This window comes from Candidatus Williamhamiltonella endosymbiont of Tuberolachnus salignus (genome assembly GCF_964019775.1).
GTDB classification, from domain to species: domain Bacteria; phylum Pseudomonadota; class Gammaproteobacteria; order Enterobacterales; family Enterobacteriaceae; genus Hamiltonella; species Hamiltonella defendens.
The window spans coordinates 172,786-198,536 of the sequence record NZ_OZ026471.1 but is presented as its reverse complement, the minus strand read 5'-3'; the positions used below and the strand labels follow the sequence as shown (position 1 = coordinate 198,536).

The window sequence follows — 25,751 nt, the reverse complement described above, 5'->3', positions numbered from 1 at the left end:
TTTAAAAGTATATGCGCATTCCTCGTATTTATCACCCATATCCTTTCTTTGCTCACACACAAATTGAGTTGAGCGAGGAAGCCGCTCATCATGTCATAAGGGTTTTACGTATGAAGCCAGGGCAGAGCTTGTATTTATTTCATGATAGTAATGATATTATTCAGGCAAATATTATTCGTATAGATAAAAAAAAAGTGTATGTTCAGCTGAAAGAAGCCATACTGCAAAATAATGAATCTCCGTTGTATTTACATTTAGGCCAAGTGATTTGTCGCTCTGAAAAAATGGAATACACACTTCAAAAATCGGTGGAATTAGGTGTGCATTCGGTCACTCCGTTGTTTTCGGAACGCTGTGGTGTCAAAATAGATGGAGAGCGTTTACAAAAAAAAATTCAGCAATGGAAAAAAATCGCGATTTCAGCGTGTGAACAATGCGGACGTAATAAAATTCCAAAAATCTATAATGCGCTTCCACTTCATAACTGGTGTGCACACCAGGATAATAGCTTAAAGTTAAATTTTGTTCCTAAAGCAAATAACCGCATTAACACTTTAATTCCTCCTGTCAGCCGTGTCCGAATTTTGATTGGTCCGGAAGGAGGGCTCTCCAACGACGAGATTGCAATGGCCGCCGATTATGAGTTTTTGCCCATTTCATTAGGTCCTCGGGTCTTACGTACGGAAACCACCGCTTTGACTGCAATCACAGCGCTACAAGTTCGTTTTGGTGATTTAGGCTAACGGGGAGGGACAAAAAATGATAAAAAAAATGGGTATCGTGATGGATCCAATATCTTCCATTAACATTAAAAAAGACACCAGTTTCGCTATTTTGTTAGAAGCGCAAAATAGGGGATGGGAATTACATTATATGGAAATGGGTGATCTTGCTTTACGAGATGGAGATGCTATGGCGAGGACCCGTTTGCTGAGTGTGAAGCAGGATGAAAAAAATTGGTATTATTTTACAGAACACGGGGAAACCGCAAATTTACCCTTAGAGCAACTTGATGTGATTTTGATGCGTAAAGATCCGCCATTTGACATGGCGTTTATCTATGCGACCTATATTCTAGAGCGAGCAGAAGCCAAAGGTACACTGGTCGTTAATAAACCACAAAGTTTGCGAGATTGTAATGAAAAATTATTTACTTCTTGGTTTTCTGAATTCACACCAGCCACTTTGGTCAGCAGTAACATGGACAAGCTTCGTGGATTTCATAAAGAACAAAAAGATATTATTCTAAAACCTCTTGATGGTATGGGTGGTGAATCCATTTTCCGGATCACAAAAGAGGATACTAATCTTTCTGTTATTCTAGAAACGCTCACAAAAAATGGGCATCAATTATGTATGGCGCAAAAATTTTTACCGGAGATTACAGAAGGTGATAAGCGCGTTTTAGTCGTAGATGGTGATCCCGTTCCTTATTGCTTGGCACGCATTCCCGCCCAAGGCGAAACTCGGGGCAATTTAGCTGCTGGGGGTAAAGGTGAAGTGCGCCCTTTGACTAACAGTGATTGGAAGATTGCTAATAGTATTGGGCCAGTGTTAAAAGAAAGAGGATTATTATTTGTTGGCCTGGATATTATTGGCCACCATTTAACTGAAATTAATGTCACTAGCCCTACTTGTGCTCGTGAAATTGAAACAGAGTGCCATATTTCTATTACGGCTATGCTGATGAATGCCATTGAAAAAAATTTATTTCAAAATAAAGATCATTATAAACAAGAGTGATTTTTATTTTAATAGTTAGCTCTCATAATAATTTGAAATAGGTTAATCTACAACTCACCTAAATAATTTTTATCTTTATACATTAATTTTGAAAAATACAATGAATTTACAGCATCATTTTCTTATCGCTATGCCTCTACTCCAAAATACTTATTTTGAACGCAGTGTGATTTATGTCTGTGAACATAATGAAAATGGAGCGATGGGTTTGATGATCAATCAACCGGTTGCTCGTTTTACCTTGGAAAGGTTATTAAAAAAGTTAAATATCTCGTCGGTGCATGATGCAGGACATTTAAATAAACCTGTGATGAGCGGAGGCCCCCTGTCAGATGATCGAGGTTTTATTTTACATTCTCCACAATCAGGATTTAATTCTAGTATTCATGTTTCAGATGACACTATGATTACTACCTCAAAAGATATTTTGAAAACACTCGGTACAAAAAAACAACCTAAAAATATCATGGTCGCTGTAGGATATACCGGTTGGCAAAAAGGTCAGTTAGAGCAGGAATTAATAGACAATGTCTGGCTAACCACAAAAGCAGATACAGAAATTTTATTTAATACCCTAATACCTAATCGCTGGTATGAAGCTGCCAGTAAACTAGGAATTAATATTTTTCATATTGCGCAACAAGCAGGGCATGCTTAATGCGATGGACCAATATTATTGCTTTTGATTTTGGTACAAAAAGTATTGGTGTTGCTATCGGTCAAAATATCACAGAAACCGCCAGACCATTAACGGCCTGCAAATCAAAAAATGGCACTCCGGATTGGATCAAAATCGAAAGATTATTATCAGAATGGTATCCTGATTTAGTGGTGGTAGGATTTCCCTTAAATATGGATGGTACAGAACAACCGATCACTGAAAGTGCCCGTCAATTTGGTCATGCTTTATATCGACGTTTTGGTATCAAAGTCGTCTTTCACGATGAAAGACTCAGCACAGCAGAAGCTCGTGCTTACCTGTTTGATAAAGGGGGATATCAGGCACTCAACAAAAGTAGTGTCGATGCCACTTCTGCCGTCATCATCTTGGAAAGCTGGTTTTCTTCAAACAAAGCACAAGATCGTGCCTTATGAAACAAAAAAGAAAGCCGCCTACTTTTTACATTGAGAGTTTTTTATGACACAGGTCAAAGTGGCAGCAACTCAAATGTCTTGTTCTTGGAATTTGCCTGAAAATATTGAGAAAGCCGAAAAATTAATACGAAAAGCACATGCTCAAGGTGCTCAGATTATCTTAATTCAGGAGCTCTTCGCCACTCCTTATTTTTGTATTGATCAAAACCCCGCACATTATAGCTTGGCTGAAAATGTCGAAAGCAGTGTTCTGATTAAGTATTTTTCTGCTTTGGCCGCTGAATTAGCCGTTGTATTGCCGCTGAGTTTTTTTGAATCTGCCCACAATGTTTATTATAACTCTCTGGTGGTCATTAATGCAGATGGCACTGTATTAAATCTTTACCGAAAGACACATATTCCTAATGGCCCAGGGTATCAGGAAAAGCATTTTTTTACGCCCGGAGATACCGGGTTTCAAGTATGGGACACCTCGTATGCCAAAATAGGTGTGGGAATTTGTTGGGATCAATGGTTTCCAGAAACGGCCCGTTGCCTTGCGTTAAAAGGTGCGGAGATTATTTTTTATCCTACTGCTATTGGCTCTGAGCCAAATTTTCCTGAAATCAACAGCCAGCCCCATTGGACCTTTGTGCAACAAGGTCATGCTGCAGCAAATATGGTACCTATTGTCGTTTCCAATCGAATTGGCAAAGAACTCAGTCGATATGTTGAGGGATTAGAAATCACTTTTTATGGCTCTTCTTTTATTACAAACCATATCGGAGAGATAGTTGCTGAGGCCACTCAAACAGAAGAAGCAGTTTTAGTGTATGAATTTGATTTGAAAAAAATTGCTGTTCAACGGTCATCATGGGATCTATTTCGCGACCGCAGACCCGAAATGTACGAAACCCTGAATACCAGTGATGCCCAAACAAGGAGGCGATAATGTCTTTTCCTTTATGTTACCTACCTAACACACCTCAAAAAGACGGATTTTATATGCCTGCGGAGTGGGCGGCTCATCAAGCTATATGGATGCTGTGGCCCTATCGCCACGATAACTGGCGTGATCATGCTCTTCCAGTACAAAAAACCTTTGCTCAGATTGCGGAAGCAATATCACAAACCACTCCTGTTTATATGGGTGTGCCGGCTATTTTTATGTCACAGGCAAAAAAAATCATGTCGTCTCAGATTAATTTGGTAGAAATGAACAGCGACGATGCCTGGGTGCGCGATACGGGTCCTACGATGGTTACAAATGGGTCAGAAATTCGGGCGGTTCATTGGAAATTCAACGCTTGGGGAGGGGCATTGGGAGGGCTGTATGATGACTGGCGGAAGGATGAAAAAGTAGCCCAAAAAATCAGTCAGTTCCATAATTATTCGCTTTATAAAGCGCCGATTATATTAGAAGGGGGCTCTATCCATACTGACGGAGAGGGCACTTTACTGACCACATCAGAATGCTTGCTTCACAAGAATCGTAATCCAGATTTAACACAATCAAACATTGAAAAAGTCCTTGTTGAATATTTAGGGGTTACTCATTTTATATGGTTGCCTGAGGGATTATGTAATGATGAAACAGATGGTCATATCGACAATATATGTTGTTTTGTTAGGCCAGGAGAGGTTGCCCTGCATTGGACAGAGGATGTAAAGGATACACAATACGCGCGGTCACTTTCGGCTTATGAAACGCTATCGCAAGCGAAAGATGCGCGAGGTCGATCCTTGAAAATATGGAAAATTCCAGCGCCATCGCCTCTTTATAGGAAGAAAAAGGAAAAAATCGGTATTTTTGCGAATGGTTCTTCTCGTCAACCAGGGGAACGATTGGCGGGATCTTACATCAATTTTTTAAATACTAATCAGCAAATTGTTTTTCCATTACTTAATGATCCTCATGATACAGAGGCCGGTGAGATATTTAAAAAAATATTTCCTGATTATCAAATCACAGGTATTCCTGCTCGAGAAGTCTTGCTGGGTGGAGGAAATATTCACTGTGTTACTCAGCAAGTTCCAAAATAAAAATGAGTTCTTTAATTAAGCGTCAATTGTGATTATATGATGTTAGGCAGCTCTAAAGATTTTAAAGTTCAGTAAGAGCTTGCTGAATCGGTTTAACGAACAATTTGGTAGGCAGTGCAAAGTGATAAAGCTTGTGCTTTATTTTCAAAAATTCCAGTTTGAATACAGAGTAGATCAACGTGAATACGTGGGTGCTTTGTGTTTGAATCCGGCGGGTAGGTTATTTCGCGAGTGAGGCATTTGATTTTAAGAATTGATGAAACCTTTCCACTGTCCACCAGATTGAATCAGCCCGCGCTGCCGTGTCTTTGTTTGTAAATACCCTGAAATCAGAAGAACTTCTTTTTTAAAGCCTTTAAACCAGCCTCACTCATTCTTGTTGCTCTGATAATTTCAGTGAACCAATACGGACGAAATGCCCCTGCTTCCTATCTTCTTTCACTCAACACCCTAGACGGTTCTATTTCAGAGAAGCGATAAAATCCCTCTTTTTTGCACAATAAATTCGATATTTTCTTGATTTGAATTTTAACTGATTAATCACGCAGTTTTATATCATCACGTGCATTTGTTCATTCCCCCCCCCCTCACTGGCGGGTGGCAATATCACAAAATCAAATCGGTGTTTTTGACTACTTCAAATGCCACGGGTATGGATACGCAATCAGAATGATACAACGCATTGAGCAGATTCACTCCTTTAACAGAGAGATTTTTACTGGGGTCATAATGCCCCCCAGCACATGATGTCATTCTAATCTCTCTCCGCTTTTTCTATAATTGTATCGTCAAAAATAAGGCACCCCTCTTCACGTTTAATTTCATGAACACTGGCTTTGCCTCCTGCCATAACTCTTTCGATCTGTACTCTCGTTTGGATAAAAAACGGGTTATCTGCTCGTGACTCATCGCCTGCCCCAGGGCCTTAGACAACCCTGTCGCCCTTGCTTGCCCAGAGCTTGTTATAAAAAATCAGTGTAGAATTCAAATTCTTTAGATTTCATTGTGCAACTTTCTCTATTTCATGGCTGATGGATCATGTTCAGTATTATCTGATCCTTCAAGAACGCTTCGTAATATCGATGATGTAAGCAATTCGTTTAATTTGTTCCTAAAAAATTAAAATGCTATAGTTTTAAAAATTTTAATACATTAAAAATTAAGGAATGAATAGATAATGAATACGAAAAACCACAATGACGTTTTTCAACATCATCACCACATATTCATTGTTCATATCAGAGAAAAATTTTTTTATCTAGAAGCTGCTTCACCTCATGCCATATAAAAAATTTCAGATGGATAGTTTGCGTTCTCATTGGCCTCGCCATGTTGCTATTATTATGGATGGCAATGGTCGATGGGCTGAAAAAAAAGGTAAATTAAGAATACTTGGACATAAAGAAGGTGCAAGATCTGTACGTAATGTGGTTAACTTTGCGGTGAATCATCGTTTACCTTCCCTCACGCTTTATGCGTTTAGCAGTGAGAATTGGCATCGCCCAGAAAAAGAAGTGACCGCCTTGATGAGGCTTTTTATGCAAACTTTGGGAAATGAAGTCAAAAATTTGCATAAAAATAATGTTTGCTTTCAAATTATTGGTGATATAAGCCGCTTTACTCCACGTTTACAAAACCGTATTCGTAGCGCCGAAGAGCTCACAGAAAATAATAATGGTTTAAAACTTAACATTGCTGCTAATTATGGTGGTCGTTGGGACATCATAAAAAGTGTGCAATCTTTAGCAGCACTCGTTAAAATAGGGCAACTGGAGCCTTCCCAAATTAATGAAGAATTAATGAATTCTTATCTTAGCCTTAAAGAACAACCTGATGTAGATTTGATGATCAGAACGGGCGGGGAATATCGTGTGAGTAATTTTTTATTGTGGCAAATCGCTTATACGGAATTTTATTTTACTGATGTGCTCTGGCCTGATTTTGATGAATTCATTTTTGAAAGTGCATTAAATGCGTTTGCCAAACGTGAGCGTCGTTTCGGCAGGACAGTACCTATTGATGTTGATATATCCTAAGGAAAACTTTTGCTAAAGCATCGTTTCATCACCGCTTTAATCTTACTTCCGATTGTTATCAGTGCAGTGTTTTTATCATCAACATTATGCTTTGCGATTGTGACCCTGGTGATTTGCCTTTTAGCAGCATGGGAGTGGGGAAGATTAGCGGGATTGACTGTGTTCTCTCAAAGGATTGGTTTAATAATTTTTTTTAGTATTTTTTTAATATCACTATTGTTAAATTTTTTAACTGATCAATCCTCCATTCATTTCTTACCCTTTGGCTTTAGTCTGCTTATTTGGTTATCTTTAGGATGGTGGATTATTGCGTTAATCCTAGTATTAACCTATCCGAATTCCGCGGTTTTTTGGCAGCACTCCTCTTTTTTACGTATCATTTTTGGAATATTAACGATTATCCCTTTTTTTTGTGGGATGTTGGCCCTGCGTCAATACGCCTATGAACAAGATCATAAAATTGGCATTGTCTGGCTTTTTTACCTAATGCTGTTGGTGTGGGGAGCTGATTCTGGAGCTTATATCTTTGGTAAAAGATTTGGTAAGCATCAATTAGCACCAAAAATATCACCAGGTAAAACTTGGGAAGGATTAATAGGCGGCCTGTTGGTCTCTACCCTCATATCTTTATTATTTGCTTATTATTTTCCCTTAGGGATCACGTATCAAAAGCTTTTCATTTGCTCAGTTATTTCTGTGTTTGCTTCGATCTTGGGTGACCTCACTGAAAGCATGTTCAAACGTCAAGTAAGGATCAAAGATAGTGGCTATTTGATTCCAGGCCATGGTGGGATATTGGATCGTATTGATAGTTTGACTGCAGCAGTACCTGTTTTTGCCTGTTTTATGTTATTCATATTTTAGTTTTTTAAAGAAAATATGAATAATATCCACATATGTAGGTGGGAATTATCATGATTATGATCGATCTACTTTGGAATATGCTCACCTTTATCATTTCACTGACTACTTTAGTTGCAGTGCATGAATTTGGCCATTTTTGGGTGGCGCGTCGTTGTGGGGTTTATGTAGAACGTTTTTCAATTGGTTTCGGAAAACGGCTGTGGTCAACTAAGGACGCTAAGGGTACTGAATACATCATTGCTCTCATTCCATTGGGCGGATACGTTAAAATGTTAGATGAACGTATTCAGACGGTTCCTTTACATCTAAAAAATCAAGCTTTCAATAATAAAACCATTCTACAGCGTACCGCTATTATCAGTGCAGGTCCACTGGCTAATTTTCTTTTTGCCTTGCTGGCCTGGTTGTGCGCTTTTATGATAGGTGTACGTGATGTACGTTCTTTAATCATTGACGTAATACCAAACTCTATTGCTGAAAAATCAGGGATGATCATAGGTATGGAGTTAAAATCGGTTGATGGTGTTAAAACTCCTTGTTGGAATTCAGCTCGTTTGGAGCTTCTCAAAAAAGTCGGGCAGCAGCAGGTTCCAGTAGAAGTAGTTATGACAAAATCTGGCCAATTAGAAAAAAAAATACTGGATCTAAGAGACTGGGATTTAGGGAATAACAGTCAGGATCAACTATTTAATTTAGGCATCATGCCTTGTTGTTATCAATTTACCTCTGTATTATCTCACATTGCGCCGAATTCCCCTGCGGAAAAAGCAGGATTACGTATAGGTGATAAGATCGTTAGAGTGAATCATGATCTCCTGGATAGCTGGCTATCTTTTTTGACTCTGATACGAAAAAATCCAAATCAATCTTTGATATTAGAAATTGAAAGGCAAGGCGCACCGGTGACTTTAACATTAAAATTAGGTGAAAAATGGGTCAATATTGGTCGAAGTGGAAATAGGATCCAGGAAGGATTTGCTGGAATTATGCCAGAGATGCTTCCTCTCAAAGATATAGAAAGATACGAAGTTACTTGCCGATATAATCTATATTTGGCATTTTCTCATGCTGCCCAAAAAGTTTGGGAAACAATTTCTTTAACTGTGAGTACGTTAACAAAATTAATTTTGGGTAAAATACCCCTTAATTATCTAGGGGGTCCGATTTCTATTGCAATAGGTGCGGGCGCTTCAGCTAATAATGGCTTCGTTTATTACTTAATATTTCTAGCATTAATCAGTATCAACTTAGGTATAGTTAATTTACTTCCATTACCCATTTTAGACGGTGGGCATCTTCTTTTTTTAGCGATGGAAAAATGTAGAGGAAGGCCGATTTCTGAAAAAATACAGAATTTAAGTTATCGGATTGGGTTGATTTTTTTGCTGTTATTAATAGTTATTGCACTTTATAATGATTTTTCTCGCTTTTAACGGCTCGAAGCTGACTAGGAAAACGTATAACGACGATGGTAATGAAAAAATTATTCATAGCATCGCTGCTTCTTGGCAGCGCCACAGTACATGGTTCAGATAAATTTAAGGTAGAATCTATTCATTTCGAAGGTTTGCAAAGAGTATCTCCCGGAGCAGCTCTTCTCAGTATTCCTTTTCACATTGGTGATGAAGTAAATGATGCTGATTCCGCTTCTGCTGAAATTATTCGTTCACTATTTGCGACTGAGAATTTTGAGAAGGTTGATGTTGCTCATGATGGCGGCAAATTGATCATCAAAGTCAAAGAACGCCCTACCATTGCTAATATTACGTTCTCAGGTAATAAATCAATGCAAGATGAGGTGCTTAAACAAAATCTTAAGTCATCTGGAATTAGAGTAGGTGAAGCATTAGATGCTACTACTTTATCTCACATTGAAAAAGGATTGGAAAATTTTTATTACAGTGTGGGTAAATATAGCGCTTCGGTGAAAGCGATTGCGACACGTCTGCCACGCAATCGTGTTGACTTGAAACTCGTTTTCATTGAAGGGGTCTCTGCAAAAATTCAGCAAATTAATATTATAGGTAACCATGCATTCAGCAGTGAGACTCTGCTTTCACGTTTTCAATTACGTGATGAGGTACCTTGGTGGAATTTAATGGGTGATCTTAAATACCAAAAACAAAAATTAGTAGGAGATCTTGAAACTCTACGGAGTTTTTATCTTGATCGTGGTTATGCAGGTTTTAAAATTGATTCCACTCAAGTCAGTTTAACTCCAAATAAAAAAAGTATTTATGTGACAATTAATATTACTGAAGGGAGCCAGTATAAACTTCAAGATATTACTGTTAGTGGAAATATGGCCGATTATATTTCTCAAGCAAAAAAAATAGCCAAAATTAAACCTGGTGAACTCTATAACTTCAGCAAAGTCACTCAAATTGCAGATAACATTAAAAAAATGTTGAGCAGTTATGGCTATGCTTATCCAGATTTACAGATTCACCCTAAAGTAAACGAAAAAGATAAAACAGTAAAATTAGAGATTGAAGTAGATTGTGGAAAGCGGTTTTACGTTCATCATGTTGTTTTTTCAGGTAACACCACGACAAAAGATATTGTTTTACGGCGTGAGTTACGTCAAATGGAAGGCGCATGGTTAAACAACGATCAAGTTCAACTAGGTAAAGACCGGCTCAATCGTTCGGGATATTTTGAAACTGTTGAAGTACAAACTCAACGTGTTCCCAATACTTATGACCAAGTAGATATCATCTATAAAGTTAAGGAACGTAACACCGGTATCATGAACTTTGGTGTTACCTATGGCACAGGGGGAGGGCTTGGATTTCAGGCAGGCGTTGATCAAGATAATTGGTTAGGTACAGGCAATAAGGTCAGTATTAACGGAACTAAGAACAGTTACCAAACTTATGCTGAATTTTCTTTAACCGATCCTTATTTTACTGTAGATGGCGTGAGCTTGGGTGGGCGAGTTTTTTACAATAATTTTAAGGCAGATAAAGCGCAACTTTCGAGTTATAAAAACAGCAGCTATGGTATCGAGAGTAATATCGGCTTGCCCATCAATGAAAATAATTCATTCAGCCTGGGTTTAGGATATGCATATAATAGCCTTTCTGATATGTCACCTCAGCTTGCAATGTGGCGCTATCTTAAATCTTTAGGTAAAAATCTAAACTATACTGATCGTCTTAATTTTAAGACTCACGATTATATGTTCAATACAGGTTGGATTTTTGATAATCTGGATCGTGGATATTTTCCAACATCTGGAATAAAATCTTCCATCACTGGTAAAGTAACTATCCCAGGTTCAAACAATGAATTTTATAAACTTATCTTCGATACTTCTGCTTATTATCCATTAAACGAAAATCGCTCCTGGATCATGTTATTCAGGGGTCGTATCGGATACGGTAGTGGCTTCAGTCATAAAGAAATGCCATTTTATGAAAATTTTTATGCTGGAGGAGCAGGCAGCCTCAGAGGTTTTCAATCAAATAATATAGGCCCTAAAGCGGTATATTATATAGATAATGGCAATAAAATAAAAAATTCTACGGATGCTATTGGAGGAAACGCACTCGCCGTAGGTAGTCTAGAGTTAATTACTCCGACTCCTTTGATTAGTGAAAAATATACGAACTCTGTCCGCACTTCTGTTTTTATTGATTTCGGTACAGTATGGGACACAAATTGGGAAGATACAGAACAAACACGAGCAGCGGGGGTTTCAAATTATAGCAACATGGATAATATTCGTGTTTCAGCTGGCGTCGCTTTGCAATGGATATCACCATTAGGCCCATTGACATTTTCTTATGCTACTCCAATTAAAAAGTATGAAGGCGATCAATCAGAACAGTTTCAATTTAATATCGGCAAAACTTGGTAAATTTTTTTTAAAAATATAGGAAATAAATATGAAAAAATTTTTAGTGATACTCAGTATTTTTTTAGGATTATCTCTTACACTGCCTGCCCAAGCTGCAAGTCATATTGCTGTTGTTGACATGCAAACCATTGTTCAAAACTCACCTGAAAAAAAAGAAGCAGATAAAAATTTCGAAATTAAATTTAAAGAACGCGAAACAAAGCTGAAAATAGAAAAAGTTGATTTAGAAGATAAAATAAAGAACTTTGAGAAAAATTCTCCAACAATGAAACAAACGGAACGTAAAAAACTTCAAAAAGAAATTGACGACAAACGTGACATCTTTATAAAAAATATGAAATCATTTCAAAATGATACTTCTAAATTTCAAGCAGAAGAAAGTACAAAAATTTTTCGCAATATTAAAAGTATTGTCAAGTCAGTTGCCTCTAAAAAGGGATATGAAACCGTGATTGACTTTAATACTGTGATTTATAATAAAAATGATAAAAGCGACATCACTAATGATGTTTTAAGAGAAATGCTTAATAAAGCTAAAAAATAAAACCGATGAGACCTCATTTTTTATTATCTGATTTAGCGAATCAATTAAATGCGAAATTGCAAGGGGACGGTAATACGATCATTACCAGTATTGCGCCTTTGCAATCTGCCCAAAAAAATCAAATCACCTTTTTAACCAGCAAACCTTACAAAAAGTACCTTTCTGATTCTCAAGCCGGTGCAATTATACTAACGGAATCTGATTTACCGTTTTGTAATACGCCCGCCTTAGTGGTGAAAGATCCTTATTTGGCCTATGCCCTTTTATCTAAGATAATGGATACTACCCCTGCACCAGCAGAAAATATTGAGCCACAGGCAGTGATTTCGCCGACGGCTCGTTTGGGGAAAAACGTCTGTATCGGGGCAAATGCTGTTATTGAATCAGGTGTTGTTTTAGAAGATGGAGTAGTGATTGGTGCAGGCTGCTTTATTGGCAAAAATGTTCATATTGGGTCAGGTACTCGTTTATGGGCGAATGTGTCTATTTATCATGATGTTGAAATTGGAGAAAGATGCTTGGTTCAATCAGGAGCGGTCATTGGTTCGGATGGTTTCGGTTATGCAAACAACAAAGGGAAGTGGGTTAAAATAGCTCAACTTGGCTCAATAAAAATTGGTCACGAAGTAGAAATTGGTGCATCTACCAGTATTGATCGAGGAACACTTGGAGATACTATTATTGGGAATGGTGTTATCATCGACAATCAATGTCAAATTGCACATAACGTGACGATTGGAGACTACACCGCCATTGCGGGTGGTGTTGTGATGGCAGGGAGTCTTAAAATTGGGCGCTATTGCCAAATTGGAGGCGCCAGTGTCATCAATGGCCATATGGAAATTGCAGATAAAGTCGTGATTACCGGCATGGCAATGGTGATGAGGCCCATTACTGAGCCAGGCATTTATTCTTCAGGTATTCCATTACAATCTAATAAGGCTTGGCGCAAAACAGCGGCGTTGGTGATGCAGATTGATAGTATGAATAAACGCCTAAAATCTTTAAAGCGTAAAATAGATAGGCAATCTATAACAGATTAATCAATAAAGGTACATTGAGAGGATTTATCCTACCCTTGTAGTCATAACATAACTCGTTACCGATTGTGGTGGAGTGAATTTCAGACAAAATTAATATGTTTGTTTAATCTTTAATAAAAAATTATGAATTTTAAATTTGCGGCCTGCCTAAAATCTTTTTCATGATCATCTCGGGCTGTGTTGTTGATAATCTCAGTTTCCAGAAAAGGAAGAGTACTTTGACAACTGATACTGATATTTTAGATATTAGAGAAATTTTAGATTTATTGCCGCATCGTTACCCCTTTTTATTGGTAGATCGTGTGATAGATTTAAAAAAAAATAAATCCTTACGTGCCATAAAAAATATTTCTTTTAATGAGCCCTTTTTTCAAGGACATTTTCCCAAAAAACCTATTTTTCCTGGCGTGTTAATCTTAGAAGCCATGGCCCAAGCTACAGGGATTTTAGCCTTTAAAAGCAAAGGTAAATTGCAATCTGGTGAAATTTATTATTTTGCGTGCATTGAGAAGGCCCGCTTTAAACGTCCAGTGCACCCAGGAGATCAGATGATATTAGAAGTCAATTTTCTTAATGAGAGGCTAGGCTGTGCCCGCTTTACTGGTGTTGCTAAAGTGGATGAAGAGCTTGTCTGTGAGGCCACGATGATGTGCGCTCGCAGTCGAGAGGTATAATAAATGATTCAAAAAAAAACTTTTATTCATCCAACCAGTATTGTTGAAAAAGGTGCAATTGTTCATGAGGGCGCTCATATTGGTCCCTTTTGTTATATTGGATCACAGGTAGAAATCGGCTCTGGTACGGAATTAAAATCTCATATCGTGATTAATGGTATAACTAAAATAGGAAAAAACAATGTCATTTATCAATTTTGTTCTATTGGTGAAGTGAATCAAGACTTAAAATATAAAGGTGAATTCACAAGGGTTGAAATTGGTGACTCGAATTTAATTCGAGAAAGTGTATCTATTCATCGGGGCACTGAACAGGGAGAGGGTGTAACCTGTGTTGGCAATCATAATTTATTAATGTTTAACACGCATGTTGCGCACGACTGTCTCATTGGTCACCACTGTATTTTAGCTAATAGTACAACCTTGGGGGGGCACGTTGAAATACACGATCATGCGGTTATTGGTGGCCTTTCGGCTGTGCACCAATTTTGCAAGGTAGGCAGCTATGCAATGTTGGCGGGTTGCTCTGCGGTTGTAAAACACATTCCGCCTTTTATACTGGCTCAAGGTAATCATGCCTCTCTTGTTGGTCCTAACACTGTAGGACTAAAACGCCATTTTTCTGAAGCAAAATACAAAGCCATCCTTAGAGCCTATCAGCTGCTATATAAGCAGGGTAAAAGTTTAGAGGATGCAAAACTCGAACTCGCTAAGTTAGCGGAGTTACATCCTGTCGTTATATTACTTTTGAATTTTTTAAATCAAATCGATCTTAATTCTGATAAAAACCGTGGAATTGTTCGTTAAAATGCAAAATCGTTCATTCACGATTGGATTGGTTGCAGGTGAAGCTTCAGGCGATATTTTAGCAGCAGGATTGATACGAGCACTGAAAGCTCAGCTTCCCAATGTATCTTTTGTCGGGGTTGCTGGCCCCTTAATGCAGGCTGAGGGCTGTGAAGTATGGTATGAAATGGAAAAGCTTTCCGTCATGGGCATACTTGAGGTGTTGCATCACTTACCTCGTTTAATTCATATTCGAAGAGATTTAACTCGTCGTTTTATGATGCTTCGTCCCGATATATTTATTGGTATTGATGCCCCTGATTTTAATATCAGGCTTGAAAAAAAATTAAAACAAAAAGGGATTCGCACTCTTCATTATGTGAGTCCTTCTGTTTGGGCCTGGCGTCAAAATCGTCTCTTTAGTCTTGCTCAAGCGACCGACATGGTATTGGCGCTGTTTCCCTTTGAAAAACAATTTTACGATCGTTTTAATATCCCCTGTTATTTTGTTGGTCATATGATGGCCGATGAAATCCCTTTAATACCAGACAAATCAGCAGCAAGAATGGCTTTGGGAATTGATCAAAACAGCTTATGTTTGGCTTTGCTTCCCGGTAGTCGGCAGGCAGAGTTAGCTTTGCTGGGCGCTGATTTTATTCGCACGGCGATGCTTTTGCATCAACAACTGCCTCAATTAAAAGTGCTGGTGCCGCTTTCCAACAATCAACGGCGAAAACAGTTTGAACGTATTCAAGCGAAAATAGCTCCCCACTTTTCTATGCATCTTTTTAATGGCCAAGCCAGGTTAGTGCTAGAGGCCAGTAATGCAGCGCTATTGGCATCAGGGACAGTTACTCTGGAATCAATGTTGGCAAAATGCCCTATGGTTGTCAGTTACCGCTTAAAATATTTGACCTATTGGATTGCAAAACTGCTTGTCAAAACTCCTTATTTTTCACTACCCAATTTATTGGTGGGAGAAAGATTAGTGCCAGAATTATTACAAAAAAACTGTGATCCTCAAAAATTAAGCAATGAATTACTACCTTTACTGAAGGGAGGGAAAAACGTCCAAATGTTAAAAGAACGTTTTTTAGTTTTACATCAAAGTCTCCGTTGTGGAGCAAATCAAAAAGCGGCGCAAGCTGTTCTGGCTCTCATCAAATGATGACATCTGATTTTATTTATCCTGAAGCTCAATCGATTGCAGGTGTCGATGAAGTAGGCAGGGGTCCATTGGCGGGACCGGTTGTCACTGCAGCGGTCATCCTGGATCCTAAAAATCCGATTATCGGTTTGGCTGATTCAAAAACATTGAGTAAAAAAAAGCGGATGGCATTATATGAAGAGATCACGCACAAAGCTTTGGCTTGGAGTCTGGGTCGTGCTGAGTCAAAAGAAATTGATGAAATCAATATTTTTCATGCCACCTTACTGGCCATGCAAAGGGCAGTCAACGCTCTTGGCATCAAAACTGATCATGTATTAATTGATGGTCATATTTGCCCGATTTTGTCCATGCCGTCATCCTCTATCGTTAAGGGAGACAGCAAGGTTCCAGAGATCAGCGCGGCTTCTATTTTAGCCAAAGTGACACGTGATAGAGAAATGGAGGCCTTAGATAAGGTGTTTCCTGGTTATGGATTTGCTCAACATAAAGGTTATCCCACGGCTTTTCATTTAGAAAAATTGGCGCTTCTTGGTCCAACAGAACAACATAGACGAAGTTTTCGTCCGGTCAGGCGTGCTCTTATTTCATTAACAGGTTAATAAAGCAAACATCGACTTCTTTTCAAATAAATTGATTCCATTCTTGAATTTATGCATACCGGCAAGTATAGTGGTGCGCTATTTTCAGCCACCCATCAACAAAGTTCCTTGCCTCTATGAACAGCGGTTGGTTTTTTAGCAAGAGGCTTAATAATCCAAAAGGGGCAACACCATGCGTCATTACGAAATTGTATTTATGGTTCATCCGGATCAAAGTGATCAAGTGCCCGGAATGATACAACGTTATAGTACAGTGATCACTCAATCAGGGGGGCAGATTCATCGTATTGAAGACTGGGGCCGGCGACAGTTAGCCTATGCGATTAATAAATTACATAAAGCACACTATGTTTTATTAAACGTTGAAGCCCCTCAAAACGCCATCAATGAATTGGAAACCAATTTTCGTTTCAATGATGCAGTGATGCGTAATCTTATAAAACGTATGAACCATGCGGTGACTGAAGAATCGCCTATCATAAAAATGAAAGACGAACGTCGTGAAGTCGTTGAGTTAACAACATCAGGATCTGAGGACAACCAAAAGGATCACCATAAAGAGGATCTTGATAAGAAAACAGATGAATTTTCTGAAGAAAATTGACCTTGTTGACGACAAACAAGTGGCTCTTGTCTGGTACTGTATGTAAAGCTCCGATACAAAAAGTCAGCCCTTCTGGCATTCCTCATTGTCAGTTTTTGCTTGAGCATCGTTCTCAACAAAAGGAAGCGGGATTATACCGACAAACATGGTGTCGTATTCCTGTTGTGGCGAGTGGTCATGAGTTAAAAAAACACACTCAGAACATCAGGTTTGGTACTCAACTAACTATAGAAGGCTTTGTCAGCTGCCATCAAATCCGTGATAAATTGGTGCTGCATGCTGAAAAAATAAAGTTCATAAATTTTGGAGAATAGCCTCATGGCACGTTATTTTCGCCGCAGAAAATTCTGTCGTTTTACCGCAGAAGGCGTAAAGCAAATTGATTATAAAGATATTATCATGTTGAAAAATTACATCACTGAAAGTGGCAAAATTGTTCCCAGTCGTATCACAGGTACTTGCTCTAAATATCAGCGCCAGCTTGCACAAGCCATCAAGGTTGCACGTTACCTATCTTTGTTGCCTTATACTGATGAACATCAGTAGTAGCAGTCTCCATTAATTCACTTGAGAGGATAAGGTAATGGAAGTCATATTGTTAGATGAAATAGAAAATTTTGGTCAATTAGGTGACAAGGTAAAGGTAAAACGAGGTTTTGCTCGAAATTTCCTTTTGCCAAAAGGGAAGGCAGTTCTTGCCACTAAAAAAAATATGGCTTATTTTGATGAGCGGCGCTCTGAATTAGAATCCAAAGCAGCTAAGGCTATTGAAGAAGCCAAGGCACGTGCGCGCGCTATTAACGAATTAGCTAGCCTAACTATTGCTTCTAAAGCAGGGAGTGAAGGTAGGCTCTTTGGTTCCATAGGAACTCGTGATATCGCGAAGTCACTGAGCGATGCAGGTATTCCTGTTATGAAAAATGAAGTTCGATTATTAAATGGCTTTTTGAGAACTTTGGGCGAACATGAAGTTCATTTCAAAATATACAATGGTGTGTTTGCACAGCTGAAAGTTATTATTATTTCAGAAGATTAGACAATCACTTTGAATCAAGAAACGCCCCTTTAAGGGCGTTTTTTTTAACATGTTTTTCTTACTAAAAAAGCCTCGTTCGCTTTGAATCATGATCGTCAAAAAATATGAAATTAACCTTATCTGATATTCAGCAGGCTAAAATATTAGTAGTAGGAGATGTGATGCTCGATCGCTATTGGTATGGGCCTGTTGAGAGAATTTCACCTGAAGCCCCTGTTTCGATTGTAAAAGTGGATCAAATTCGAGAAACCCCAGGGGGCGCAGCGAACGTGGCTATGAACATCGCTGCGCTGGGTGCAAAGGTGCATTTAATCGGCTTGATTGGTAAAGACGAAGGTGGAAAAATCCTGACTCAAAAATTATCTGAAGCTCAGGTTGATTGTGATCTTGTGTCATCAAGTACCTATTCTACTCTGATTAAATTGAGAGTCCTGTCTCGTCATCAACAGCTCATTCGACTCGATTTTGAAAAAAATGCTCACACATCAGATGCTCAAAAAATCCAAGTTCGGATTGATTCTTTATTGCCTCATATGACTGTTGTAGTGTTTTCTGATTATGAGAAAGGCACTTTAAACAAGATTCAAGAAATGATTCAACTGGCAAAAAAAGCTGAAATCCCGCTCCTAATTGATCCTAAAGGAAACAACTTCAAACGTTACAGCGGTGCCACCGTTTTAACACCCAATTTATCAGAATTTGAAGCTGTTGTCGGGCATTGTAAAAACGAGCAAGAGCTCGTGGATAAAGGATCTCAGCTGATAAAAGACTTAGATCTTTCTGCTTTACTGATAACACGTTCTGAGAAAGGTATGACCTTATTACAAAAAGCCAAGCCCCCTTTGCATCTTTCTGCTCAGGCTCAGGAAGTGTTTGATGTCACAGGAGCAGGAGATACGGTGATAGCTGTGCTAGCAACCGCATTGGCCTCTGGTCATTCTCTTGAAGAATCCTCTTTTTTTGCAAATGCAGCAGCAGGAGTAGTGGTAGGTAAATTAGGAACTTCGACTGTTTCTTTTAGCGAGTTACAAAATGCATCGGATGGCAGTAAAAGAGCAGATCTCGGTATCATGAACGAACAACAATTAAAAAATGCGGTGCAACAATCTCGTTCTCGTGGTGAAAAATTGGTCATGACAAACGGATGCTTCGACATTCTACACGCTGGGCATATTACTTATCTGTCAGAAGCAAAAAAATATGGAGATCGTCTCATTGTCGCTGTCAATACAGATGATTCTGTTCGAGAACTCAAAGGTCAAATGCGTCCCATTAATTCATTGGATCAAAGAATGGCGGTACTCAGCGCATTAAAATATGTTGATTGGGTAGTTCCATTTTCAGAAAAAACCCCAGAGCGTCTTATCTCAGAAATTTTACCGGATGTATTGATAAAAGGGGGGGACTATCAGCCACATCAAATTGCCGGAAGCAAAGCAGTGTTAGCGGCAGGTGGACAGATCAAAATATCCCCCTATCAAAATGGACTTTCAAGCAGCAAAATCATTAAAAAAATCAAAAATGACTCTTTGTGAGAATGGCGCTAAATGTCCTTTTTTTCTGATAATTTTGCTTCCAGCTTTTGAACCCGTTGCTCTAACAAGGTCAGATTCTCCCTGGTTCTCAACAGGACCTGAGTTTGAACATCAAACTCTTCACGGCTGATTAAATCAAGGCGGCTCAACTGAAATTGTAATCCCTGGCGAATTTTTTTTTCTACATCTTCTCCGAAAGTCAGCACACTTTTAGGAATAGACTTTTGCAATTTTTCAGCCATTTTTGCAATCATTTCTGGATTAAGCATCGTATTTGTATGAATGCATCCCGTTTGCAATAGCATGAATTGTTCATAATTTGACGAGCAGGTTGAGCGTTTATTGGAGCCTGACAGCTTCGAACCATCACAGCCACTGACATCTTTCTCATTGCTCAGCAAACTTTAAAGCCAAAAACAATCCAGGTTTTGGAATCACGGTCTTGGCTGTCGTCGTCATTCACTATGGCCAGAGCAAGCTTTCTGCATTCACCCTTTTTTAAGAGTTAATGACAAGCATTTGAACATATTACTGGATTTAAATTGAACCCCTATATCTCAGAGGCATCAAGCGTGTGTAACTCAATGTATTCATCTTGATAAAGATTTAATAAAAAAATTAAAATTTTGATCCATATCAAAAGAAGGTTTTTCAGTTTGGGGCTTACCAACAATGCGTGCTGGAACGCCTGCAACAGTGGTATGAGCAGGAACTGCTTCTAACACAACAGAACCCGCGCCAATTTTTGCCCCAACGCCTACTTCAATATTTCCTAACACTTTTGCTCCAGCGCCTATCATAACGCCTTCGCGAATTTTAGGATGGCGATCACCACAAGTTTTACCAGTGCCACCTAAAGTGACAGATTGTAATATAGAAACATCATTTTCTATCACTGTGGTTTCACCAATGACAATACCTGTAGCGTGATCTAGCATGATACCAAAACCAATAGTCGCAGCGGGGTGGATATCTACCCCAAACACGATAGAAATTTGATTCTGTAAATAAATAGCCAATTCCGATCGCCCTTGGCACCATAACCAATGACTAATACGATACGCTTGTAAAGCCTGAAAACCTTTAAGGTAAAGTAAAGGCGTTGAATATTTATCAACCGCAGGATCACGAGAACAGACGGCTAATATGTCTCTCGCCGCAGCCAATATCATCGTTTTATCTGAGCAGTATGCTTTTTCGAATATGTCACTGAGTACTATTGCAGGCATACTAGAATCAGAAGAAAGTTTACTGGCCAATATATAAACGAGGGCACTGCCCAAATTTTCATGTTTTAAGATAGTAGCATGAAAAAAACTAGCTAGCGCAGGTTCAGCATCGGCCATCTTTTTTGCTTCTAATTTAATGTGAGACCATATCTTTTCTAATTCTTTTTCAGACTGTCCATAATAAAGGGAGTTTTCATTCTTTTTGCTTCGATTTAATAGGCTCAATGCGGCTGTTTGAGAATTTTTCTGGCAATAAAGAACCTGATAAATTTGTTCCGTAATAGGCATTTCAATTTGATGACGCTGAGCAAGTGCAAATACTTCTTTAGTATTGCCATATCCTTCAATCACTTGCCCTATTTTATTTTTGGCTTCCTCTACAGGGATCCCTTGGCCTATCATCATGCCAAATCTGCGATTACGTGATTGATCATCTGTACAGGTCAAAACGAGATCACCGAGTCCAGCCATCCCGATAAAGGTAGAATGATCCGCCCCCAAAGCGACACCTAAACGAGTCATTTCGGCAAGACCTCTTGTAATTAAAGCAGATCGTGCGTTGGCACCAAATTTCATGCCGTCTGATATACCTGCACCAATAGCTATTACATTTTTTACCGCTCCTCCTATCTGTACGCCGATCAGATCACTGGTTCTATAGACACGAAAGCTTTTTTCACAATGCAATAATTGATGAAGATCGGCTGAAAACTCAGCATCAGAACAAGCCAGTGTGATCGCAGTAGGCAAACCGAACGCCAGCTCTTTAGCAAAAGTAGGGCCTGAAATCACTGCCAAAGGAAGGTTATCGGGTAAAATTTCGCGGGCAACTTTCTGCAATAGACGACCTGTTCCCGCCTCAAGCCCTTTAGTGGCCCAAACGAGACGGGTATCTTTACGTAAATAGGGTCTTAGTTGTCGTAAGACATTTCCAAAAACGTAACTGGCCACAACCACCAGTAGGTTACGGCTCAAAGACACAGCATGCTCTAAGTTAGATTCCAACCTTAATGTTTCTGGAAAAGAGACATCAGGCAAAAACTCCAGGTTACAACGATCTTTTGCTAATTTCTCAATATGCTGAGGGTGATGACCCCACAACACAACAGAATAACCTTGCCGAGCAAGAGTAATCGCTAAAGCGGTGCCATATGCACCAGCACCTATCACTGTCATTATGGAGGGATAATCTGGAAGACTCATTTTAATCTTGTTCGCTATTTTTAATAATGATGGGATCTGATTCGTTTTGTTTTTCAGCTTCCTGCTGTACATAATTCATAAAAAGGCCATCAAAATTAATGGGCTCCAGGTGAAGGTGAGGAAAGGATCCTTTCGAAACCAGGTTGCTGATGCACTCACGCGCATAAGGAAATAAAATATTCGGGCAGTAGGCACCTAAACAATGCTTTAATTGCATATTTTCAATATTTTTAATGAAAAAAATCCCTGCTTGTTGAACTTCACAAAGAAATGAGGTTTGATCCTCTATGGTGGCTGTGAGTGTGATACGTAATACCACTTCATGTGTATTTTCAGCTAATAGATTTGAACTGGTGTCCAAATCAAGTTTGATATCAGGGCTCCCCTCCTTTTGAAAAATTTCAGGAGCGCCAGGGGCTTCAAATGAAATATCCTTGGTATAAATACGGTAAATTTGACAGATCATTTGTGAATTTTCTTCTTCTAACATTTTGATTTTTAATCCTTGATATAAAAATGATGATAAACAACATGCTTCTTTACTTGCTTTTACCCTTTGCCAAAGGCAAATTTGCTTTATTCCAACCGGATATGCCTTCTTTTAGGGAATAGATTTTTTGAAAATCCATCTTATACAGCTGTTTCGCAAAAGTCAGCGAAGAAACACCATGGGCACATACGATGATAATAGGGCGGGCTTTATGCTTTTCCAATTCATATAATTTATTGTTTTTAAAATTATTTTTTTCTACGTTGATAGAGCCAATGATATGGCTCTTTTTGTATTCTTCTTTTGCTCGAATATCAACGACCAAAGCTTGTTGCTTATTCATCATCAGGATGGCTTCAGTCGGGATAATTTCTTTTACTTTAGAAAAATAATTTTTTATAAAAGTCAGAATAACGCCAATGAGTAAAGTCACCCAGGTCACACTTAAAATGGGATGCCGATCAATAAAGGGTATAAGCTCTTGCAACATAAAATAAAAACTCCCGTCAATAAACTAAAAAATATAAAGCACTTATTTTAAATCTTATGATCTCCTTGCCAACGTTTAAATAAGTCTTGAGGCAATGAAATAGAAAATTGATCTATCACCCTATTCACCGTTTGATCGATGATGTCTTGGATGTTTTGAGGATGATGGTAAAAGGCGGGCAAAGGGGGCATGATCACAGCGCCAAGCTCAGCGGCTTTTTTCATTAATTGTAAATGTCCCAAATGTAGAGGAGTTTCTCGAACACACAGAATTAAAGGCCTTCGCTCTTTGAGCATGACATCTGCCGCTCGTGTCATTAAATTATCGGAATAACTGTGAGCAATAGAAGCCAAGGTTTTTATCGAACAGGGCAGTACGACCATACCTATGGTTTTAAATGAACCTGAAGAAAGAGCAGCAGCAATATCACAAACAGAATATACGACATCTGCCATTTTTTTAACCTGCTGTAAACTCAATTTTGTTTCTAATCTGATAGTACGACGACCTGCATAACTGATAATCAGATGAGTCTCTACTTCAGGCACATTCTGTAGCACTTCTAAAAGCCGAATTCCATAAATGGCACCACTGGCTCCAGAAATACCAATAATCAGTTTCTGCACGAATCATTTCCCTTTTTATTTTTCATTATAAATTTCAAGATGTTCTGATTCAGAAGAGGAGCTTGCTGATGGAGCCTGCCCACTTCTGATTGCATTGAGATGAGTCAAATAATTTTGATCAACATCTTTGGTCACGTAATGACCATTAAAAACAGCACAATCAAACTCGGTGATTTCTGGATTATCGACCCTAACAGCGGCGATCAAATCTTCTAAATTCTGAAAAATAAGTGCATCAGCACCAATATATTCTTGAATTTCATTCACACTGCGACCATGCGCCACCAGCTCATTCACACTCGGCATATCAATACCATAAACATTTTGAAATGAAATTTCTGGTGCAGCGGAAGCAAAATAAACCTGCTTTGCACCCGCGCCGCGAGCGATTGCTACAATTTGCTCAGAGGTGGTGCCCCGTACAATCGAGTCATCGACCAGTAAGACATTTTTATCTCGAAACTCTGCCTTGTTAGCATTGAGTTTTCGGCGCACGGACTTACGACGCTCCTGTTGACCTGGCATAATAAAAGTGCGGCCGACATAACGGTTTTTAACAAAGCCCTGTCGATAAGGAAGATGTAAAATACGCGCAATCTCTAAAGCAATATCACAAGAAGTCTCAGGAATGGGAATCACCACATCAATTTTTAAATGCTGCCATTGTCGAGCAATTTTTTCACCTAATTTTTGCCCCATTCTCACCCTCGCATTGTAAACAGAAATCTTATCAATAAAAGAATCTGGCCTTGCGAAATAGACATACTCAAAAATACAGGGATGATATTCAGGATTTTCAGCACATTGTTGAGTGAATAATTCCCCTTCCTCAGTCACATATACAGCTTCACCTGGAGTAACGTCTCGTAAAAATTCAAATCCTAATGTATCTAGTGCAATACTTTCTGAAGCGACCATGTATTCATTTTTACCACAAGCCAAAACGCGTTTACCTATCACTAAAGGACGTATGCCGTTAGGATCACGAAATGCCACCATACCGTGATTGATGATCATGGCCACACAAGCATAAGCCCCCCTGATGCGTTTATGCATTTGTGCGATGGCCGAAAAAATATCGTTTTTTGTCAATCGAAAATCTTTAAAGCGATCTAATTCACTGGCAAACACATTTAATAAAAGCTCGGAATCAGAGTGAGTATTGATATGACGACGAATTTGTATTAACTCTTTTTTGAGTTGAGCTGAATTCGTTAAATTACCGTTGTGGGCTAAGGTGATCCCAAAAGGAGAGTTCACGTATAAAGGTTGTGCTTCCGAGACATTCGAACTGCCTGCTGTTGGGTAGCGAACGTGCCCAATGCCTATGTTTCCCTGCAGTCTAAGCATATGCCTTGTATCAAAAACCTCTTTGACTAATCCATTGGCTTTACGTAAACGAAATTGGCCCTCGGCATCAATGGTTGCGATACCTGCGGCATCCTGACCACGATGCTGAAGCACTGTTAACGCATCATAAATCAATTGATTGACAGGGGTGAAACCGGAAATACCAACAATACCACACATAATATTTTTCCTTATTATTCTTTCGAGACTGCCAATTGTGCTGGCGAAACAAAAGAAAACTTTTCTTTTAAAAGTGTTAATAGCCATTTCATCATTGAATGAAATTCTGGAATTAGGCGGGATTGAGTCCAAGCGTTATTTTGTGAAAAATGTGTAAAGTTTTCTAAAAACAATAATAAAGTAGCCACAATTAAAGCCCCTCTTATCGCCCCAAAGAACATTCCAAGTATTCTGTCAGGGCCCGATAATCCTGTCCGTTTGATGAGAGAATCCAGGACATAGTTAATAATAGTTCCTATAAGAAGCATCGCTATAAATAAGAGACTCATTGCAATCAGATGCCGAATTTTTTGATCAGCAAAATCAGTAAAATACTCTGACACATAGGGATAAAAATAACCTGCCACAAAAAACGCACAACCCCATATCACCAGTGACCATGCTTCACGAATAAATCCACGTATGACACTGACCGCCGTTGAAAAAACCAATATACCGATGATGATGTAGTCAATCCAAATCATAAATTATTCCATTGGCAAATGATAAATATAAAAAAACGCGGGAAT

The 25,751-nt window shown here is 38.8% G+C and carries 27 protein-coding genes and 3 pseudogenes; 21 read left to right on the top strand and 9 right to left on the bottom strand.

Going from position 1 to position 25,751, the window contains the following annotated elements; translation table 11 throughout:
• Positions 1-11 precede the first annotated feature (11 nt).
• From rsmE to aguA, 6 genes are all read left to right on the top strand, one after another.
• Complete coding sequence (rsmE, locus tag AACL23_RS01020; protein ID WP_100096631.1) at positions 12-743, top strand: 16S rRNA (uracil(1498)-N(3))-methyltransferase; 732 nt, start codon at positions 12-14, stop codon at positions 741-743.
• A gap of 16 nt (positions 744-759) precedes the next feature.
• Complete coding sequence (gene gshB, locus AACL23_RS01015) at positions 760-1,743, top strand: glutathione synthase (protein WP_095034007.1); 984 nt, start codon at positions 760-762, stop codon at positions 1,741-1,743.
• A gap of 100 nt (positions 1,744-1,843) precedes the next feature.
• Positions 1,844-2,401, top strand: a complete 558-nt coding sequence (locus tag AACL23_RS01010; RefSeq protein WP_015873167.1) for a YqgE/AlgH family protein — start codon at positions 1,844-1,846, stop codon at positions 2,399-2,401.
• On the top strand, positions 2,401-2,838 hold the full coding sequence (ruvX, locus tag AACL23_RS01005) for a Holliday junction resolvase RuvX (protein WP_015873166.1): 438 nt from the start codon (positions 2,401-2,403) through the stop codon (positions 2,836-2,838). The genes AACL23_RS01010 and ruvX overlap by 1 nt, the downstream gene beginning before the upstream one ends.
• A 43-nt stretch (positions 2,839-2,881) precedes the next feature.
• The gene (gene aguB, locus AACL23_RS01000; protein ID WP_339049557.1) at positions 2,882-3,769 is read left to right on the top strand and encodes an N-carbamoylputrescine amidase; all 888 of its coding nucleotides are present in this window, start codon (positions 2,882-2,884) and stop codon (positions 3,767-3,769) included.
• The gene (gene aguA / locus AACL23_RS00995; RefSeq protein ID WP_100096633.1) at positions 3,769-4,860 is read left to right on the top strand and encodes an agmatine deiminase; all 1,092 of its coding nucleotides are present in this window, start codon (positions 3,769-3,771) and stop codon (positions 4,858-4,860) included. Before aguB ends, aguA begins: the two co-directional genes overlap by 1 nt.
• 61 nt (positions 4,861-4,921) lie before the next feature.
• Here aguA and AACL23_RS10175 read toward each other — a convergent pair.
• Positions 4,922-5,137 (bottom strand): annotated as a pseudogene (locus AACL23_RS10175) (IS701 family transposase); the annotation flags it as partial.
• Positions 5,138-6,137: 1,000 nt separating this feature from the next.
• Here AACL23_RS10175 and uppS point away from each other — a divergent pair.
• From uppS to hldE, 15 genes are all read left to right on the top strand, one after another.
• Positions 6,138-6,896 (top strand): polyprenyl diphosphate synthase, encoded by a 759-nt coding sequence (uppS, locus tag AACL23_RS00990; protein ID WP_015873161.1) that lies wholly within the window; start codon positions 6,138-6,140, stop codon positions 6,894-6,896.
• A gap of 9 nt (positions 6,897-6,905) precedes the next feature.
• Positions 6,906-7,760, top strand: coding sequence for a phosphatidate cytidylyltransferase (gene cdsA / locus AACL23_RS00985; RefSeq protein WP_015873160.1), 855 nt, complete (start codon positions 6,906-6,908; stop codon positions 7,758-7,760).
• A 56-nt stretch (positions 7,761-7,816) separates the two neighbouring features.
• Positions 7,817-9,193 carry a sigma E protease regulator RseP gene (rseP, locus tag AACL23_RS00980; protein WP_100097128.1) on the top strand — a complete coding sequence of 459 codons (1,377 nt, stop codon included), beginning with the start codon at positions 7,817-7,819 and terminating at the stop codon, positions 9,191-9,193.
• Between the two features lie 35 nt (positions 9,194-9,228).
• A complete protein-coding gene (gene bamA, locus AACL23_RS00975) occupies positions 9,229-11,622 on the top strand; it encodes an outer membrane protein assembly factor BamA (RefSeq protein WP_100096634.1) in 2,394 nt (797 codons plus the stop codon).
• Positions 11,623-11,650: 28 nt separating this feature from the next.
• Positions 11,651-12,166, top strand: a complete 516-nt coding sequence (locus AACL23_RS00970) for an OmpH family outer membrane protein (RefSeq protein WP_100096635.1) — start codon at positions 11,651-11,653, stop codon at positions 12,164-12,166.
• Between the two features lie 5 nt (positions 12,167-12,171).
• Positions 12,172-13,209, top strand: a complete 1,038-nt coding sequence (gene lpxD, locus AACL23_RS00965; RefSeq protein ID WP_100096636.1) for a UDP-3-O-(3-hydroxymyristoyl)glucosamine N-acyltransferase — start codon at positions 12,172-12,174, stop codon at positions 13,207-13,209.
• A 218-nt stretch (positions 13,210-13,427) separates the two neighbouring features.
• Positions 13,428-13,883 (top strand): 3-hydroxyacyl-ACP dehydratase FabZ, encoded by a 456-nt coding sequence (gene fabZ / locus AACL23_RS00960; RefSeq protein ID WP_040056059.1) that lies wholly within the window; start codon positions 13,428-13,430, stop codon positions 13,881-13,883.
• Between the two features lie 3 nt (positions 13,884-13,886).
• The gene (gene lpxA / locus AACL23_RS00955; RefSeq protein ID WP_015873154.1) at positions 13,887-14,690 is read left to right on the top strand and encodes an acyl-ACP--UDP-N-acetylglucosamine O-acyltransferase; all 804 of its coding nucleotides are present in this window, start codon (positions 13,887-13,889) and stop codon (positions 14,688-14,690) included.
• 1 nt (position 14,691) lies between these two features.
• The gene (lpxB, locus tag AACL23_RS00950; RefSeq protein ID WP_095034014.1) at positions 14,692-15,837 is read left to right on the top strand and encodes a lipid-A-disaccharide synthase; all 1,146 of its coding nucleotides are present in this window, start codon (positions 14,692-14,694) and stop codon (positions 15,835-15,837) included.
• On the top strand, positions 15,837-16,439 hold the full coding sequence (rnhB, locus tag AACL23_RS00945; RefSeq protein ID WP_100097129.1) for a ribonuclease HII: 603 nt from the start codon (positions 15,837-15,839) through the stop codon (positions 16,437-16,439). Before lpxB ends, rnhB begins: the two co-directional genes overlap by 1 nt.
• A gap of 172 nt (positions 16,440-16,611) precedes the next feature.
• A complete protein-coding gene (gene rpsF, locus AACL23_RS00940) occupies positions 16,612-17,043 on the top strand; it encodes a 30S ribosomal protein S6 (RefSeq protein ID WP_015873151.1) in 432 nt (143 codons plus the stop codon).
• A 2-nt stretch (positions 17,044-17,045) separates the two neighbouring features.
• On the top strand, positions 17,046-17,357 hold the full coding sequence (priB, locus tag AACL23_RS00935) for a primosomal replication protein N (protein WP_234809443.1): 312 nt from the start codon (positions 17,046-17,048) through the stop codon (positions 17,355-17,357).
• Positions 17,358-17,361: 4 nt separating this feature from the next.
• A complete protein-coding gene (gene rpsR / locus AACL23_RS00930) occupies positions 17,362-17,589 on the top strand; it encodes a 30S ribosomal protein S18 (RefSeq protein ID WP_016856656.1) in 228 nt (75 codons plus the stop codon).
• A 37-nt stretch (positions 17,590-17,626) separates the two neighbouring features.
• On the top strand, positions 17,627-18,079 hold the full coding sequence (rplI, locus tag AACL23_RS00925) for a 50S ribosomal protein L9 (protein WP_015873342.1): 453 nt from the start codon (positions 17,627-17,629) through the stop codon (positions 18,077-18,079).
• A gap of 104 nt (positions 18,080-18,183) precedes the next feature.
• Positions 18,184-19,614, top strand: coding sequence for a bifunctional D-glycero-beta-D-manno-heptose-7-phosphate kinase/D-glycero-beta-D-manno-heptose 1-phosphate adenylyltransferase HldE (hldE, locus tag AACL23_RS00920; protein ID WP_100096639.1), 1,431 nt, complete (start codon positions 18,184-18,186; stop codon positions 19,612-19,614).
• A gap of 8 nt (positions 19,615-19,622) precedes the next feature.
• Here hldE and ubiK read toward each other — a convergent pair whose 3' ends face one another.
• From ubiK to AACL23_RS00880, 8 genes and pseudogenes are all read right to left on the bottom strand, one after another.
• A complete protein-coding gene (ubiK, locus tag AACL23_RS00915; protein ID WP_044612476.1) occupies positions 19,623-19,883 on the bottom strand; it encodes a ubiquinone biosynthesis accessory factor UbiK in 261 nt (86 codons plus the stop codon).
• Between the two features lie 321 nt (positions 19,884-20,204).
• Positions 20,205-20,999 (bottom strand): annotated as a pseudogene (gene cysE, locus AACL23_RS00910) (serine O-acetyltransferase); the annotation flags it as partial.
• 36 nt (positions 21,000-21,035) lie between these two features.
• Positions 21,036-22,046 (bottom strand): annotated as a pseudogene (gene gpsA / locus AACL23_RS00905) (NAD(P)H-dependent glycerol-3-phosphate dehydrogenase); the annotation flags it as partial.
• Position 22,047: 1 nt separating this feature from the next.
• Entirely contained in the window at positions 22,048-22,536 is a 489-nt protein-coding gene (gene secB, locus AACL23_RS00900) for a protein-export chaperone SecB (RefSeq protein ID WP_339049531.1), read from the bottom strand.
• Positions 22,537-22,585: 49 nt separating this feature from the next.
• Positions 22,586-23,026 carry a rhodanese-like domain-containing protein gene (locus AACL23_RS00895; RefSeq protein WP_095034019.1) on the bottom strand — a complete coding sequence of 147 codons (441 nt, stop codon included), beginning with the start codon at positions 23,024-23,026 and terminating at the stop codon, positions 22,586-22,588.
• A 47-nt stretch (positions 23,027-23,073) separates the two neighbouring features.
• Positions 23,074-23,652: a UbiX family flavin prenyltransferase gene (locus AACL23_RS00890; protein ID WP_095034020.1), complete on the bottom strand. Its 579-nt coding sequence runs from the start codon at positions 23,650-23,652 to the stop codon at positions 23,074-23,076.
• A gap of 15 nt (positions 23,653-23,667) precedes the next feature.
• A complete protein-coding gene (gene purF / locus AACL23_RS00885) occupies positions 23,668-25,182 on the bottom strand; it encodes an amidophosphoribosyltransferase (RefSeq protein ID WP_339049527.1) in 1,515 nt (504 codons plus the stop codon).
• Positions 25,183-25,196: 14 nt separating this feature from the next.
• A complete protein-coding gene (locus AACL23_RS00880) occupies positions 25,197-25,706 on the bottom strand; it encodes a CvpA family protein (RefSeq protein ID WP_015873334.1) in 510 nt (169 codons plus the stop codon).
• Between the last annotated feature and the right edge of the window lie 45 nt (positions 25,707-25,751).